12 protein-coding genes and 1 pseudogene are annotated in these 16751 nt (G+C 39.0%); 4 read left to right on the top strand and 9 right to left on the bottom strand.

Features of this window, described 5'->3' with window-relative positions:
- Position 1: 1 nt before the first annotated feature.
- From kynU to A9479_RS00555, 4 genes are all read right to left on the bottom strand, one after another.
- The gene (gene kynU, locus A9479_RS00570; protein ID WP_064662442.1) at positions 2-1237 is read right to left on the bottom strand and encodes a kynureninase; all 1236 of its coding nucleotides are present in this window, start codon (positions 1235-1237) and stop codon (positions 2-4) included.
- Complete coding sequence (locus tag A9479_RS00565) at positions 1234-2070, bottom strand: S9 family peptidase (protein WP_064662441.1); 837 nt, start codon at positions 2068-2070, stop codon at positions 1234-1236. The genes kynU and A9479_RS00565 overlap by 4 nt, the downstream gene beginning before the upstream one ends.
- A gap of 124 nt (positions 2071-2194) precedes the next feature.
- On the bottom strand, positions 2195-3496 hold the full coding sequence (locus tag A9479_RS00560; protein WP_064662440.1) for an amidohydrolase family protein: 1302 nt from the start codon (positions 3494-3496) through the stop codon (positions 2195-2197).
- Positions 3497-3730: 234 nt separating this feature from the next.
- Entirely contained in the window at positions 3731-5374 is a 1644-nt protein-coding gene (locus A9479_RS00555) for a methyl-accepting chemotaxis protein (RefSeq protein ID WP_082918285.1), read from the bottom strand.
- A gap of 327 nt (positions 5375-5701) precedes the next feature.
- On the opposite strand from A9479_RS00555, the gene A9479_RS00550 reads away from it, so the two are divergent.
- Together A9479_RS00550 and A9479_RS00545 are read left to right on the top strand one after the other, a co-directional pair.
- On the top strand, positions 5702-7396 hold the full coding sequence (locus A9479_RS00550; RefSeq protein ID WP_064662439.1) for a sensor domain-containing diguanylate cyclase: 1695 nt from the start codon (positions 5702-5704) through the stop codon (positions 7394-7396).
- 236 nt (positions 7397-7632) lie between these two features.
- Positions 7633-9813: a response regulator gene (locus A9479_RS00545; protein ID WP_064662438.1), complete on the top strand. Its 2181-nt coding sequence runs from the start codon at positions 7633-7635 to the stop codon at positions 9811-9813.
- Positions 9814-9878: 65 nt separating this feature from the next.
- Here A9479_RS00545 and A9479_RS00540 read toward each other — a convergent pair whose 3' ends face one another.
- Both A9479_RS00540 and A9479_RS00535 read right to left on the bottom strand, forming a co-directional pair.
- On the bottom strand, positions 9879-13040 hold the full coding sequence (locus A9479_RS00540; protein WP_064662437.1) for an efflux RND transporter permease subunit: 3162 nt from the start codon (positions 13038-13040) through the stop codon (positions 9879-9881).
- Between the two features lie 21 nt (positions 13041-13061).
- On the bottom strand, positions 13062-14174 hold the full coding sequence (locus tag A9479_RS00535) for an efflux RND transporter periplasmic adaptor subunit (protein WP_064662436.1): 1113 nt from the start codon (positions 14172-14174) through the stop codon (positions 13062-13064).
- Positions 14175-14348: 174 nt separating this feature from the next.
- On the opposite strand from A9479_RS00535, the gene A9479_RS00530 reads away from it, so the two are divergent.
- Complete coding sequence (locus tag A9479_RS00530; protein WP_064662435.1) at positions 14349-14657, top strand: hypothetical protein; 309 nt, start codon at positions 14349-14351, stop codon at positions 14655-14657.
- Positions 14658-14680: 23 nt separating this feature from the next.
- On the opposite strand, the gene A9479_RS00525 is transcribed toward A9479_RS00530, so the two are convergent.
- A complete protein-coding gene (locus A9479_RS00525; protein WP_064662434.1) occupies positions 14681-15274 on the bottom strand; it encodes an ACP phosphodiesterase in 594 nt (197 codons plus the stop codon).
- A 266-nt stretch (positions 15275-15540) separates the two neighbouring features.
- Between A9479_RS00525 and A9479_RS00520 the strand changes: the two genes are divergently transcribed.
- The gene (locus A9479_RS00520; protein WP_064662433.1) at positions 15541-15921 is read left to right on the top strand and encodes a hypothetical protein; all 381 of its coding nucleotides are present in this window, start codon (positions 15541-15543) and stop codon (positions 15919-15921) included.
- 41 nt (positions 15922-15962) lie between these two features.
- Here A9479_RS00520 and A9479_RS00515 read toward each other — a convergent pair whose 3' ends face one another.
- Positions 15963-16367, bottom strand: coding sequence for a TonB-dependent receptor (locus A9479_RS00515; protein ID WP_082918284.1), 405 nt, complete (start codon positions 16365-16367; stop codon positions 15963-15965).
- A pseudogene (locus A9479_RS19575) lies at positions 16367-16646 on the bottom strand (transposase); the annotation flags it as partial. The pseudogene A9479_RS19575 and the gene A9479_RS00515, both read right to left, overlap by 1 nt.
- Between the last annotated feature and the right edge of the window lie 105 nt (positions 16647-16751).

Below are 16751 nucleotides of genomic sequence, written 5' to 3'. Positions count from 1 at the left end.
GTTACGTCACTTTACCCGCTAAATTAAAACGTGGCTGGGTATATAGCTGGGTTTTAACCACCTCAGCTAAAATAGTTACTGCTTGGTAAATATCTTCAAACGAGGTGTAAAGAGGTGTAAAACCAAAGCGTAAAATATTAGGCGCACGAAAATCTGCAATTACCCCTTTTTCAATTAATGCTTGGCATATAGCAAATGCGTCGGTATGTGAAAACGCTAATTGGCTGCCTCTTTGGCTCGAGTTCTCAGTAGAACATAAATGCAAATCACGTAAGCATAAATGTGTTTGCACTAATTTAATAAATACGTCGGCAAGTGCAATCGACTTTTCTCTTATTTTTGAAATATCTACATCTTGCCATACATCAAGCGCAGCATCTAAAGCACTCATAGCAATCACACTGGGTGTGCCACATAAATACTGATTTATATTGTTAGCACGTTGATATTTTGCATCAAAAGCAAATGGTTTGGCATGACCCATCCAGCCTGATAAGGGTTGTTTTACAGCAGCTTGGTGGCGTTTTGCTACATATAAAAACGCAGGCGAACCAGGGCCGCCATTTAAGTATTTATAGCCACAACCAACAGCAAAATCAGCATTACAGTCATCAAGTTCAACCGGTATAGCACCTGCACTATGGGCTAAATCCCATATCACCAAAATGCCTTTTTCATGAGCTAGCTGAGTGATTTTTTGCATATCCAACAATTTACCGGTCCTAAAGTTCACTTGTGTTAACAGTAATACTGCCACTGAATCATTTAGGCTTTGTTCAATATTTTGCTCTGAGACGAGTTTTAGCTGACATAAATCGGAGCCTAATAATTCACTTAACCCTTGTACCATGTATAAGTCAGTAGGAAAGTTATCCTCGGTAGATAACACCATGTTACGCTCAGAGTTTAACGATAGTGCACTACTTAATAGTTTAAATAAATTAACCGAAATAGAATCACAACAAATAACTTGGCCTTTGTCGGCACCAATAATAGGCGCTATTTTCTCCCCTACCTGAGTAGGTAAATCAATCCATTGGTGATCATTCCAACTTCTAATTAGGTGACTACCCCATTGCTGGCTTACCACCTCTGCTACGCGCGACTTTACTGCTTTAGGCAAAGCACCTAATGAATTACCATCGAGGTAAATAGTGTCTGCGGGTAAATCAAATTCGTCACGCTTGTGAGCCAGCATATCCGCTTTATCAAGCGCTATAATCTCATTAAAATTCATTGATACATCTCATTCAAATTTTGTATTAGTGTCTTAAATGCAGCTGATCCCGGATGGATCCAATCAAAATGCCCCACGCCTTCTAACATAACAACTGGACGTTTAAGCTGTTCTAAATTAAAAGCAGGCACGATGGCATCTTGGTCACCTTGTAAAATAATGCTTTGCGGATGAAGCGATTGCTCACTCGGGTTAGCTTGCGTGTATGCCTTAGGTTTATCGGTTGGCATACCTTGCATAAAATCTTGAGTCACTTTTTGACAACTATTATCACCACGCGCATACGCTTTTATATCAGTAATAGGGGCCAAGCCAATAACCCCTTTAAGCTGGCTTATTTCACCACCAGCAAGCAATGCTAAATGCCCACCTGCCGAATGCCCTACCGCAACTGATCCTGCTAATTTAAACTCGCCATTATTGTAAGTACTTGCCGCTAAAATACCGGCTTTAACATCATTAAACGTTGCAGGCCAGCCACCACCGCTTGCACCGCTTCTTCTATACTCTAAAGACCATACATTAAAGCCAGCTTGTGCAAGCCCCGTACTTAACGCATACGTATGTTTAATATCGTATGCACTTAGCCAACAACCACCATGGAGTAAAATAACTAATGGCGTTTGCACCAGTGTTTGTTTTGCGCGCCAAAGTAATGCGTACTGTGACTCATCACTGCCGTAGGCTACTTTTTCATCAGCCGAGTTAAACCCAAGCGAAGCCACACTTGCGTATGCAACATTATTATCTACATCAGGAAATTTAACTTGCTGCGCGGTGGCGTTGACCAAAAAAGGCCATACAGAAAAAAATAAAACTACTAAGTTTTTCAAAATAAAGTACTTCCTTTTATAACCTTAAAAGCGATATAACTGAAAACGCTGGCAGTCGTTTATAAATGTTCTATACGACTTACCAGCGCTATTACGCCATTATTAATAAAATAAATCGAATGATTTATTGTTGTTTAAAAACCGTGCCTTCTTTCATAACAAAATCAACATCCAATAAAGCACTTATATCACTTAATGGGCTAGAATCTAAGGCAATAATATCGGCAAACTTACCAGCTTCTATAGTGCCTAAACTCTGACTCATATCAATTAAATCAGCAGCATTGACGGTTGCCGACTTTAAAATATCGGAGGTACTCATACCAGCTTCATACATCAATACGGCTTCTTTTGCGTTAATACCATGCTTTGATACGCCACTGTCAGTGCCAAAAGCAATTTTAACGCCTGCTTTGTAAGCCTTGGCAAAATTGTTGAGCATATCGCCCCCCACTCTCGTTGCTTTAGCCTTAATAGGTGCAGACATAAAATCTGAATTTTTTGCCATATTGACCACAGTATCGCCAGCTAATAACGTTGGTACAAGGTAAGCGCCTGTTTCTTTAAAGAGCTTAATGCCTTCTTCATCGGTGTAACTACCGTGCTCAATACTATCAACCCCAGCACGAAGTGCGGCATTAATACCTTGGGCAGCATGGGCATGACTAGCTACTTTTCGCCCTAAACCATGTGCGGTATCAACTACAGCTTTAAGTTCATCGTCTTGCATTTGCTGCCCTGTGCCCGTAGTAGTATCCGAAAGCACGCCACCGGTAGAAGCAACTTTAATTAAATCAGCCCCATATTTAATTGCATAGCGAGTTTTTTTGCGGCACTCTATTGCACCATCGCACACTGTGGGCGGTGTTTTCATCGTGAGTAAATCAGGGCTCATACCATCAACATCTAAGTGTCCGCCAGTAATAGTAACGCCAGCACCAGCAATAATACGCGGCCCATCAACCCAGCCATTTTCTACGCCTTTACGTAATGCATACATTTGCTCGCTTTGACTTCCCACATCACGCACAGTAGTAAAGCCCGCCAGAAGGGTTTTGTTAGCAAAATGCACACTGCGCATTGCTACATCTGCATCAGACATTTCCACCAGCTCTTTTTTGTTATCTGGCCCAAGCTCACCTTGTAAATGCACATGCATATCCATGAGCCCTGGCATAACAAAGCTGGTCGATAAATCGATTAGCTGAGCATTTTCACCAAAACGGTTGATAGGTAAAAAACCCGCTGATACCGAGAGTACTTTGCCATTTTCTATTACTATAGTTTGTTTTTGTTGTGGTTTTTCTCCGGGAATAGCTAGCAACTCTCCTGCATGAATCACTTTAGTATCCGCATGTGCATTAGTAGCAACGATGTTGACTGCGAAAAAAAACGAGGTAACCACACTCAATCGAAATATGCTCATTAAACTCTCCAATGAATCGTCATTCGTTAATAACAACGAAACAACGTTAAAATATTGTTATATCACTAATACCTTATCAGGAAAGTTATAAAAACAAACCACTATCATACTTTTATTACAAAAAACGGCTGAAAGTCAGACTATTAAAACAAAAAAGCAGCACACCTAATTGGTCTTGCTGCTTTTAAACATCGCAATTAAAAATAAACCTTATATCGTTTCCTGGGCCTAAAGTTAAACTTTAAAGAAGGCAATTTCTTTTTTAAGCGAACCTGACAAATCAGTAAGTACTTTAGTTGCCGTGTCATTTTTATTCATCGATTCAATGGTTTCTTCAGACATTACCGCAACTTGCTCCATTGCAGCACTAAATTCAGTTACCACTTGAACTTGTTCAGATGCCGCGCTCGACACCTGCTTCACCAAGTTCAACGAGTCCATTGCTTGTTCCTCAATGTGTTTGAGTAAATCTGTTGCCTGCATAATTTTCGCTTTGCCGTTTTCAACCTGTGGCTGCGTTGTTTCCATAGCACTTACAGATGCTGCCGTTTGAGTTTGCACATCGTTAATCATAATCTCAATTTGTGAGGTGGCTTCACCGGTGCGCTGTGCTAACTGGCGTACTTCGTCTGCAACAACGGCAAAACCACGCCCCGACTCACCCGCTCTTGCAGCTTCTATTGCGGCATTAAGAGCCAGCAAATTAGTCTGCTCAGAGATACCACTGATCACACTCGCAATGCCGCCTATTTGTTTTGTATTTTCAGCTAATAACCTTATTTGCTCTACCGTTTCATCAACGGTGGTCGCTATGCGTTCCATTTCGGTAGCGGCGGCATTCACCACTTTACGACCTTCCATTGCATAGTTAGCGGTTTGCTCTGAATTAGTCTCTGTTTGTGCTGCAATATCAGCCACTTTATCAATGCTAGCGCTCATACTGCTTAATTGTGAGGCTGTTTGAGTAGTTAATTGAGCTTGTTGCTGCGCACCATTTAGCACCAAAGTAGAACCATCAGACACTTCTTCTACTTTGTCTTGCAGTTTGTTAGACGCATAAATAATATTCTTTGCGATACTGGTCAACTTTGTGCTCATGGTATCTAACGAATCAAGAATACTGCCTGTGTGAGGTGTTTTTAAACTCTTGGTTAAATCACCGTCTGCCAATACAGCTATAACTTGCTGTGCTTCATTAGGCTCACCGCCTAGGGTCGCTCTGAGGCTTTTATCAATAAGTATACCCACAGCAACAGAGAAACTGATCGCGATAGCGCTCAGTATCAGCATAAAGTTTTCAAATGTTCCGGCAACGTCTCTTGCTTGAGGTGTCGCTATTTGGTTTTGATCTTCCTGATAATCAATAAACTGATTGATAGTGTTAAGCCAATTAATAAAAGCAGGTCGAGCTTCATCAAGCACCTTTTCATCAACCGGCTGACCAACCTTTTTCATTGCAATAATTGTCTCCACAATAGGCAATGTTTCAGCCTGAATAGCCTCAATACGGCGTAAAATATCACGCTCTTTTGCTGTAAATATCGTGTCGTTATTTAGCATTTGCCTCATCTGCGTTTCAGATTCAGCATAAAATCCTTCTAATCTTTTGATTTCCTTTTCATATTCTCTAACCCTTGCGTCATTATTTGCAATAGCTATATCTCTAATGGCAATAGCACGGTCATGCACACTGCCTCTAAAGTTAATAGCGTAGCGTTGCTTTACTGAGTTTACATCAGTGATTTTTGCTAGGGTTCTATCGATATAGTTCACACGATTAATACCTTGCGCAGTCAGTAGAACTAACAACGCTAGTACAATTCCAAAACCAATAGAGAGTCTTGCCCGAATGGACAATGACGAAAAGAAGTTCAACATAAATAGGCTCAATGAGAAGTGATAGGCAGTTATACGAATGTTACCAAAAAATAGCCTTCTTTATTATCAATAAAGCTAAGAATAATATAAAAGAACTATTTTTAATTGCAAAAAACGCAAACTATTAAAAAAAGCCAAACAATTGGTTTAAAAAATAACCACAAGCAAAAACAAATATCACTGTTCAATAACAATGATGGCAACGTAAGATCAAAAACTTTTTAAGCTCAAACCCAAAATGAAATTAGTTTTTTCATGCAGCTAAACCTGATAGGTGTGCCTATACTTAATCCAGGTGTTGTAATACTTTTCATATACAGGGAGCTTATGGATATTAAAGACATAAATATTGCACTGCTAGAAAAATGCAACTTTCTTTTAATGCTATTTGATAACCATGATCAGCTCAGTTATCTCTCAGATGGGTGGTCAGAGCTCAATATTACAGCTAAAAACATACCAACCATTGAAAGCCTGTATGCCTGTTGTACAACTGAAAGCAAAACACTATTACAACAACAAATTCTCGCACTAAAATCGCAACATAATGAGTTAGACCAATTTGATATTGAGCTCACATTTGCAACCGATTACTCTATTAAACTGAATTGCTGCTTACATAATGTGGATCAAAACCAACACCAATATATGGTTTTAGTTTTTAACCAGCATTTTGCCCAAGTGTCCTCTGTTATTAATAATAACGAATTACAAACCATCATAGAAAACGCAGGCGAAGTTTTAAAAGTAGGTTATTGGCAGCTCGACTGTAATAGCAACCAATTATTTTGGACCGATGAAATTTACACTATCCATGGTGTTTCCCCTAGTCGCTATTCACCACAGTTAGATACTGCAATAAACTTTTATCATGCAGATGATAAGCCCAAAATAGCCAGCGCTGTCGAAAATGCGCTTTTAACTGGGCAAGAATGGAGTTGTATAAAATTACGTGTTGTAGATGACGACCAACAAGAACGCACGGTAATATCAAGCGGTAACGTATCAAGAAATAAAAATGGTGAAATTACTAAGCTATATGGCATTTTTCAGGATATAACAGGAAGTGAAAAAATAGCCCTTGAACGAGACTTTTTAGTCACTGCACTCAAAGAAACCACGGTGGGAATGGTCATTGCCGATAAAAATAAGCATGTCATTTGGGTTAATGGGTCATTCGAAAAAATGACGGGGTATAGCCTCAATGACGTAGAAGGAAAAAAGCTCGGCTCTATTTTGCAAGGTGAAAATACTGATTTAAAAACGATAGCTAAACTTAAAACTCACCTTAAAAAAGGACTGCCTATAAGCACACGAATTTTAAACTACACACAAGGCGGAGACCCCTACTGGAATGAGCTGGCAATATCGCCGATTTTTAGAGACGGAAAAATCGCTTATTACTTTGCCGTGCAAAACGATGTAACCAAAGAAATAAATATAGAACACAAACTCATAGCCCTTAATACCAGTTTAGAGCAAAGAATACAGGCGCGCACTCAAGAGCTATCTACACTTAACAAAGAGTTAGAAAAACAAGCTAATGTAGACCCACTTACAGGATGTTTAAATAGGCGAACCTTATACAGGTTCCTTACCGATGAGCTATTAAAAACACAAGATGAAAATACCTATATTTCATTATTAATGCTCGATATAGATCACTTTAAAGCCATAAATGATAACTACGGCCACGAAGCTGGAGATAAGGGTTTAAAAGAACTCGCTAATATTTTACATGGCCTCACCAGAAAAAATGACGCCGTATTTCGCCTTGGCGGTGAAGAGTTTTTAATTATTATGCCTAACACAAACAAAGCCGAAGCTAAACAAGCCGCTGAGCGTATTAAAAACGCAGTGAATGAACATAAAGTTTACTATCGTAATAAAAATATTAGCTTTACTGTCAGTATTGGACTGCTTACCCACGATGGCACAATTAGCCTACAAAGCAGCTTAAAATACGTTGATGACTATTTATACGAGGCAAAAAATAGTGGTCGAAATAAAATTGTTGATTGACTCCCTATAAGACGGATTGTTTTAAATCAATTCGTAAAAATTTAAAAGGTCATATAAGCTAAATACTTAAGCACAATAATTTAGCTTGAATTTTCAACAGTAGATGAATTCGTAAATAAAAATACACTTTAAGCAAATTGACATTAAACGCGTATTTTTTCATTTTATACTAGCCAATGCGTTATTATTTTTATTCTATTACTCATTGTTAAGCATAACAAAAACAAGGTTACATAATGATAAAAGCGTCAACACCTAAAGATGAACTATCACGGCTAAAAGACTTATATGAGTATGACGTTTTAGACACTGAAGCTGAAAAATCCTTTGACGATTTAACCCAGCTTGCATCTGATATTTGCGAAACGCCAATCTCACTAATAAGTCTTGTTGATCCTGACAGGCAATGGTTTAAGTCAAAGCATGGTATTGATGTAGCCGAAACCGCACGAGATATTTCGTTTTGTTCTCACGCAATTCTAGAAAACCAAGTATTCGAAGTTCAAAATGCACTTACTGACACCCGCTTTCACGATAATCCCTTAGTTACAAACGACCCAAATATTCGCTTTTATGCAGGTGCACCTCTCATCACACCAAGAGGAAACGCTATAGGTACATTATGTGTTATTAGCGATAAACCAAAAAAGCTTTCAAGCAAACAAATAAATGCACTCACAGTTTTGAGCAAAGAGGTCATTGCGCAATTAGAGCTTCGGCTTAATAATAAAAAGCTGTCTATGGCATTAGAAAAACAAAAAAAACACAATAAAGAGCTAGAAAAGTTAAAAGAAGCCGCGGATATCGCCAATAACACAAAGAGTAAATTTTTGGCAAATATGACTCATGAGCTGAGAACCCCATTACATGGAATTTTAAATTTAGCTGAGTTTGCTATCTCAGAGACCACCACAGAGGAAAAAAACAGCACCTTAAAAAGCATATTAAAGTCAGCACATTACTTATCAAATATTATTAACGATATTTTAGACTTTTCTAAAATTGAGGCTGGCAAATTAGAAATTGAACATATCAACTTCAGTCTTAATGAGGTTATTAGCGATGTAATAAAACCCCTGTTACAGCAGGCATCTGCTAAAGGCATAAAGCTGATTACATCGATAGACCCAAAAATAGCAGACAATTTAAAAGGCGATCCTCTTCGGATTTCGCAAATTTTAAATAACCTGTGCTCAAATGCGATTAAATTTACCAACTTTGGCCAAGTAGAACTGAAGATAAGTGTTAAAAATAGTACATTGCAAACACAAGTACTCACCTTTGAAGTTATTGATACAGGCCTTGGTGTTAATGAGACTGTTCAAGCGCATTTATTTAAAGAATTTCATCAGGCCGACTCATCAACCTCAAGGAAATATGGAGGCACAGGTTTAGGCTTATCAATTTGCGCTCGTTTAAGTGAGTTAATGCAGGGGCACCTTAGCTTTACCAGCAAAATAGATAAGGGCTCCACGTTTACCTATGAGCAAAGCTTTGAGATTGCTTTATTGCCACCAACCTCGAAGCAGTGCACTGATATAACAAACCTTCAAGGTAATACTGTTTTAATTGCCGAAGATAATAAAATAAATCAGCTTATTATTGTTAAAATGCTCAAAGCACATAATGCTAATTTAATTATCGCAGAGGACGGTAAAGAATGCGTTAAGTACTTCAAGGAGCACTCGGTAGACTTAATTTTCATGGATATACAAATGCCTGAAATGGATGGCATAAAAGCTACGCAAGCTATTAGAGCGCTTCCTACAGGTCAAACCGTTCCGATTATAGCTATGACAGCAAATACCATAAAACAAGACATTGAACATTATTTAGATATTGGTATGGATGGCTACTTAACTAAACCGTTTGATAAAGCTAAGATCAATAGCTTACTCAATGTTTATAATCCTAAAAACCTCAACCTAAAAAACTTAGCAGTAAAAATTAGCGATCCTAATGTTTCTAGCGACCGGAAGCTAAAGCAAATATGCAAAGAGTTAAAAGTGCTTATTCCCAATGCTAATCGAGTGAGCCTTTGGTTATTTAATAAGGGATACAGTACATTAAATTGCTTAATTTGCCTTGATGAAAATAATGACGTGTCAAGTGGAACTGTTCTATACACAGAAAACTCCCCTGCTTATTTCAACTATATTTTAGCTAACCAAGTACTCGACGCTTCTGATGCCAGAAATAACGAAGTAACCAAGCCGTTCTCTCACTCTTACTTTGAGCCACTCGATATTTATTCTTTACTTGATTACATTTATACACTTAATAGCAAACCGTTAGGTGTCATTTGTTGTGAAAGTGTGGGCTCAAAGGTAACTTGGAGTCAAGCTGATAAAGAGTCGTTAATTAAAGTCGCAGACGTTACTAACTTGTTTTTATCTAAACAAATAAAGCATGAATAAAACAGGCCTATTTAGTGGCTAAAATTACCACTAAATAGGGATAAAACTATTATCAGCCCTTCGTATTAAGCCTGCTCTAACTCACGCTGGGTTTGTTGTTTATCTGCTTTAACCGGCTTTATTTTAAAGAAAAAAGTATACACAACCGGAACAAACCCTAATGTTAAAATTGTTCCCATTGCAAGACCAAACGCAATAGTGCTTGCTTGGCCATAAAACAAAACATCTTTAGATAAAATGAGCGGCATTAAGCCTATTATTGTTGTACAAGTAGACATTAATATAGGTCGTAAACGTCTTAAAGAAGCGCTGATCACCGCCTCATAATTTTGCTGATTATACTGCTCAGCAGTTTGTTGTTCACTGTGCTCAATTTGTTTACGTTCAATATTGATTCGATCTATCAAAATCACCGCATTATTAATGATAATTCCGGCAAGCGCATATAGACCTAAAATAACCATAAACCCAAAGTTTGCCTGCATAATTAACAAACCAAAAGCGGCACCAATGATGATCAATGGCACAGTCAAAAACACAATACTAGTTGCACGGTAAGAGCGAAATTGCGCAATAATAATAAACACCATAATGGCAATACACAGCGGTAAGTTAGCTAAAATTGACGCTTGCGATTCCGCAGAGTCTCCAATTACACCGTCATATTCTATTTCATAACCAGGGGGTAATTTTTCTCGTATTTTATCAAGCTTTCCTTCAATTAATGGCACCATACTTTGCGCCGACATAATCTGGTTTTTAGCTTGTACTGTTACAGTACGAAATAAATTTTCACGCGCAATACGCGCAAATTGCGTTTCATAGCGAATGTCGGCCACTTGCATTAAAGGAACATTAACGCCTCGAGCCGAAGAATAAACATTTACGCTGTTAATACGGTCCAGATCGTAACGTTCACTGTTTTGTGCCCTTAATACTATGGGGAATATGTCATCACCTTCACGAAACTCAGAGATTGTACGTCCCGAAAAGTAGGTTTCTAATGCTTGGGCAACATCGTTTGAACTAACCCCAGCACGACGAGCATTTTGCTGGTTAACCTCAACTTTAAGTGTAGTAATGCGGTTTTCCCAATCACTTTTAATATCGAATGCGCCGTCTGTATTGCGCAATAAGGTTTTAATTTCCTCGCCAATAGAATAAATATAATTACTGTCTGGGCCTTTAATTTGAATCTCTATCAGTGAAGAATCTGATGGCCCTAAAAACATTTTAGTGGCGCGCCCCATAACTTCAGGAAAGTCTTGAGCAAACATGTCGCGCACGCTATTTATTGTTGGCTCAGCTAGTTTTCGCTCTCCAACATCAATCATAAAGAATGCTTTTGAAGGCTCAGGATCAATCGGTGTGAGTGACAAAACAAACCGTGGCCCGCCAAATCCACCATAAGCAGCATATTTTTTAATATGCGGAAAACGCGCTTTATCATCCAATTTTTTTAAAATGGCTTGTATCGTTGCATCAGTTTTACGCATTGACGTGCCGGCTGGCATATCTAAATACACTAAAATTTGCGCGCGGTCGGAGTCTGGAAAAAACTTAGCAGGCACTAAACTCATAGCCCAACCACCAACAAAAAACAGCCCTAATATAACAACAACAAAAATTATGCGAGCGCGCATAATTCGTCTTAATACTTTTTCATAAAGCGGACTAAGGCTATCGAAAAATCCATTAATTTTACGGCGAATAATATTTTGCTTTTGCCTCGTTTCCTTTTTCACAAAGCGATGACACAAGTAAGTAGTAAAGGTTAGGCTCAACGCCCATGAAATAAGCAATGCAATTAACACCACCAGCGAAATAGAGCGTGTATATTCACCCGCACTACTTTGCGCCAACATCAATGGCAAAAACACAAGAATAGTAGTCAACGATGAGGTTAAAGAGGGTATCGCAAGCGTACCCGAGGTATTACGAATAGCTTCGTCACGCGTTTCGCCCTCTTCTATACGCTTTTTAAAATCTTCAGCCATTATTATGCCATCATCAACCAGTAGCCCAAGCGCTATAATTAACGTGGCAAGCGACATACGCTCCAGCGGAATACCCATGAAGTTCATAATTGAAAGCGTGATTAGAATAGCTGCAGGTACAATCGAACCTACAATCAAGCCGGTGCGTAGACCTAAAAACATAATAACCACAATAGAGACAACAACAATGGTTTGTAACACACTAAAGCTCACACCAAATACAGCATCGGCAACCACATCGGCTTGGCGGGTAATATTTTTTAATTGATAGCCCGCAGGTATAGTTTGATTAATTTGAGCTATCATCGCTTCCATTTTAGGAGTGAACTTCAGCACATCCGCTTGTTCATCCTTAGAGATTGCAAAAATAATGGCTTGACGGCCATTGTAGTAACTTGTTCTTGATGGGGGGTCGATCACTTCACGGCTTATTTTGGCAATATCACGTAATAAGATGGTTTGTGATTGATTGGGAACAGTGATCAGCGTATCGCGTATATCAGCTAGGCTTTGGTAATTCCCAGAAGGCTGGATAATAAAGTTTTCACCATCGGCATCAATAATGCCACTGGGGCGTATAATATTTTGATTTTTTAAAGCCGCAATCAATTGTGTGGGTGCAATCCCCAATTGAGCGAGCTTAGCGTTTTTAGTTTCAATAAAAATACGCTCTTGCTGAATGCCTAAAATATCAATTTTTTTTGTGCCCTCAACTTGATGCATCATATCAGCAATATGTTGCGCCACATCTTGGCGATCCCCCATGCTATAAGCGGGATCTGCAATAAGTGCCACCGTTAACACGGCAACATCACCAAAATCATCATTAATAACATAAGGTAAAGTACCACTGGGTAGCTCACCTCGAACCGCGTTAATTTGGTCACGCAGTATATCCCACTGCTGATCAAACTCACTTTGCTCAACACTTTGCTTGAGCTCTGCGTGAATAATAGAGCGACCTGGAATAGATACTGAACGAATTTCGGCAATACTGGGCATTTCACGTATCGCTTCTTCGAGTGTTTTAGTGATCAACAGCTCTACTTTTTTTGCGCTCATGCCAGGGTAAGCGGTTGTTACAACCGCCTCACGAATTTTTATTTTAGGATCTTCTTGTTTGGGTAGTTGATAATAACTAAATGCGCCAAATAGCATAAGACCAAAGACGATGGCCAGCATCAAGCGATTATGATCAAGAGCAAGCTCTGAAATAGTAGGGATTTTCATCGTTTAAATCTCCGTCACGGGTTATGGATTAAGGCGCTTGATTTCACCCTCGATAAGCGTCACTTTTTGCCCATCGTGTAAAAAAGCCATTCCCGCATTAACAATTCGCTCCCCTTCTTTTAAATCGCCTTTAATTTGCGCTTTCTGCGCAAAAAACGTTACTACGTCCACGGTTATTTTTTGTAAAACATAACCTGCTTGTTGTGATTCAGCTTGCGCTGTAGGTACCAGCTTAAAAACAAAATGCTGATTATTTTCTTGCGCCATAATGGCACTTACAGGTACTACAAAAGCACCTGTGGCTTCCTGCTGTTGTTTAAATTGTACTTCAGCACTCATACCCGTTCTAATGTCTGCAACATCATTTGCAGATATCTTTAAAATAACAGGAAACGCATTCGCGCCTTGAGCAGCTGTGCCAATTTCTTTAATTTTGGCATTCAACGTTTTATCTAATGCTGAAATAGTTACCTTAGCAGGCTTATCAATAGCTAATGAGGAGAGAATCGCTTCAGGGGCAAGGGTAGAAACTTCAAAATTTTCTTTACCTTGAATTATAAATGCAGACGTATTTGGGCTTACCTGTTGTGAAGGTTCAATATTACGTTTTGAAATAGTCCCTGCATAGGGCGCAATTAGCGTGGTATCTTGTAACTCTTCTTTTGCCATCGCTAGTCGAACTTTAGCAATATCGACTTTATCTTTGGCACTCTCATATTGCGACTTTGCTACATCGTATTGCGCGCGTGACACAGCGCCATCATCAACCAGTGATGCTTTGCGCTCAAAATCTTGCTTAACATTTAGCAGCATAGCCTTCGCATTAGATACCTGCCCTTCGGCCTCTTGCACTGCCAATAAATACTTTGTTTGTTCCAGCCTGGCTAACGGCTCACCTTTTTCAAAAGCCTCACCAATTTCAAAAAAAACGTCTTCGACCTTTCCGCTAACCTCAAACATTAAAGTGGCTGTGTTAGCAGGTTGGATAACACCTGATAAAATACGACTATCAAACGATTTAGTTTTATTTAACTCTATGACAGAAACAGGTTTTAATTTTTGCTCAGAAACAGGCTCTTCAGAGCACCCTGACAACATAAAAATAATAACTAAACAAACAACTATATGGTTCATAATTTCCCTTGATAAATAGTGTATTCGAACTGATTGTACCACCAAACCAAACCACAATCAGTCTTCACAGTAAGCCATTTAATTTAAAGTATAGCTAACATTGTTATCGACCTAAAAGCTTGAGTATAATGCAATATTCCGGCTGTATTTTTAGCCTCTAAATTGGATCCCCACATGAAAAAACTATCTGCTGTGCAAGTAAAACAACAAGCACTCGTCCTCAGTGTTGCTGATAAAATAGAAGAACAAGGCCGTGCTGAACTCCCTGGTATGTTGCAATGCTGGTTTGATGTGGAATATCATTTATTTCCAGGCTCTTTACTGATGTGTTTTCAATTTGAAAACCAACAAGCATTAACAGCGGCAGAGCCAGAGCTATTAAAATGGCAAAAGCGCTTAAGCGGCGCCATGCTCAAAAAAGGCGTGATTTTAAAAGATATGCGCAAGCATTTAGTGTTTACCTTAAAAGGGCCTGACGACTAAACCACTTATATTGAATGCACACTCTATTTTGGTGCGCTTTCCAAATTAAACTCATTAACGTGCTTAATCAGCTCAGGAAAAAACGCTAAAAAGAGCTCATCTAGCTCACTATAATGGCGGATTATATCTTCAGAGGTACCTGCAAAATTATTAGTAAAGCGAATTCGTTTAGCAATATTATCAAGCGCCCGCCCCACCCCATCAATGCTTTCGTACTCCTTAAACCAATCGTTTTTCGTCATACTGGTTACTACACGCTGCATTTTCTGTGGCATTACAGGTATACGCCTGTCCAAAAGGTCATAACTGGTGTGCTTAAAATCAATTAGTGATTGGTTATTAAACTGCTGCCAATGCGCAATAAGAAAATGATCAAACACCACATCAACTGCCACACCTGCAAAGCGCCTGCGCTTGGCTGAAAAAAGCTGCTTAGCTTCTTTGACTAAAGGATGTGCGTCTGTAAATTTATCCACTAAATAATGATTATCAAGCGCGCTTTTAACGCTTTTAGGTATATGCGTTAACTGCCTTTGACCACCAAAATCTCCCAACAAATTCCCAAAGTGAGAATCAGCCGTAGGCTGTGCTAAATAAAGGTGGGCTAAGTAATTCAAGGTGATCTCAGCAGTTGATCAAAGTAATAAAATAATAACGCAGTTTTGGATAAAATTCATTTTAGGGAAGAACAGTTTTATTAACTTTATTCTTCGAAACTATCCAACCCAATTACAATTGTATTTTATTAATTCAGTAAAGAGTCAGGCCAACTTTGTTATCACTGTTGCTGCATTTTTTCGGTGCTGCATGAGTCATAAAACGCCTTGCTTAGCCTTTAATACAAAATGCTATTTTCTATTGTAACCAGGGCTACTCACGCATCATGACAACAAGCTTTTTAAGTCAATCACAACAGGTCGCACTGCAACAAGCACTGTTCAACAGCAAACTATTAAAAAATGACGCAGTAACGAGTGGTAACCCACCATCACTTGAGCACAAAGCCTATAGCGATATCGCCGTAATGCTCTATCGCTTTAATTTACAAAAAATAAAATGGTCATCTTTTTTAAAAGCAGCCATAAACACTGCAAGCAATGAGTGCCCGTGGTTAACCCGCGAACTTGCCAGATGCCAGCAAAGCTACAAAGCCCAGCCTAATGACGCTGTAATAATTGAACAATCTGCATTCTTTAGTGGTATTTTTAGCGAAGAACTCGCCTACATTGACGCTTTACTTGGAACAGATGCAAAGCCTGAGTAAAGTGATGGGGCAAGCATCTTTAAGCCTGCCCCAAGGGTAAGTTAAAAGTTATATTTTAAGCTCAGTTTATAATTGACTGGCTCACCTGGTTGAGTCCAAATTGCAGAGTAAGAATTTGAGTAATATTCTTTATCCTGCACATTATTAACGTTCAACTGTAAACTCACATCATCATTAACGTTATAAGTTGCAAACAGGTTCACCAGCGTATACGAAGGTAAATAATATGTAGGGTCTATGGTTTCACCTAAGCGTTCACCTTCATACTGTAAAGCTATACCAACAGTCGCATTTAAATCGATTAAGTCATTTAACTCTCTTTTAAGGCGCATATTTGCACTGTGTTTAGGAATGTTAAGTAATGGGCTACCTTTTGGTAATTTTACCCACCAATCTGTATTAACCGTGTCGTTTGCTGTTTTTGCATCGGTGTAGGTATAGGCCAAATCAAATGAGGTGCGCTCGAGCCGTCACGGTCACGAGGCGTATCGAGCTCAAACTCACCATCCTCGGTTTTAACGCGCTTGCTGCTTTTACCGTTGCGACTGTTTGATGATGTAGATTTTTGATTTTTCACATAGCCAAGATGCTCATCCATTTGCTGCATTCAATGCCGCTTCAACGGTGATTTTCTTCAACATCTGACTAAACTCGTTTAAGTCCTCAGGTGTTTTAATGCCTTTGGCTGCTTCCTTTGCGAAAGCTTCTAGCTCTTTTTTATTCATATTCATCTGCCTATCCTTAACTCTCTGTAGAGTATATTGAGATAGGCAGTTACACAAAATTAGTTACAGCCTCTCAAAAAGGTATTTTCACGCCCTCTTCCACGA

This window comes from Pseudoalteromonas sp. MQS005, assembly GCF_001661605.1.
GTDB classification, from domain to species: Bacteria; Pseudomonadota; Gammaproteobacteria; order Enterobacterales; family Alteromonadaceae; genus Pseudoalteromonas; species Pseudoalteromonas tetraodonis.
The sequence above is the reverse complement of the archived record's forward strand: the minus strand, read 5'-3'. Positions and strand labels throughout refer to the sequence as shown.

What these genes read in the sequence shown, in the direction of transcription:
- kynU (WP_064662442.1), bottom strand. Translation starts at nt 1,237, where the DNA reads ATGAATTTTAATGAGATTATAGCGCTTGATAAAGCGGATATGCTGGCT.
- A9479_RS00560 (WP_064662440.1), bottom strand. Translation starts at nt 3,496, where the DNA reads ATGAGCATATTTCGATTGAGTGTGGTTACCTCGTTTTTTTTCGCAGTC.
- A9479_RS00555 (WP_082918285.1), bottom strand. Translation starts at nt 5,374, where the DNA reads ATGTTGAACTTCTTTTCGTCATTGTCCATTCGGGCAAGACTCTCTATT.
- A9479_RS00550 (WP_064662439.1), top strand. Translation starts at nt 5,702, where the DNA reads ATGGATATTAAAGACATAAATATTGCACTGCTAGAAAAATGCAACTTT.
- A9479_RS00545 (WP_064662438.1), top strand. Translation starts at nt 7,633, where the DNA reads ATGATAAAAGCGTCAACACCTAAAGATGAACTATCACGGCTAAAAGAC.
- A9479_RS00540 (WP_064662437.1), bottom strand. Translation starts at nt 13,040, where the DNA reads ATGAAAATCCCTACTATTTCAGAGCTTGCTCTTGATCATAATCGCTTG.
- A9479_RS00535 (WP_064662436.1), bottom strand. Translation starts at nt 14,174, where the DNA reads ATGAACCATATAGTTGTTTGTTTAGTTATTATTTTTATGTTGTCAGGG.
- A9479_RS00530 (WP_064662435.1), top strand. Translation starts at nt 14,349, where the DNA reads ATGAAAAAACTATCTGCTGTGCAAGTAAAACAACAAGCACTCGTCCTC.
- A9479_RS00520 (WP_064662433.1), top strand. Translation starts at nt 15,541, where the DNA reads ATGACAACAAGCTTTTTAAGTCAATCACAACAGGTCGCACTGCAACAA.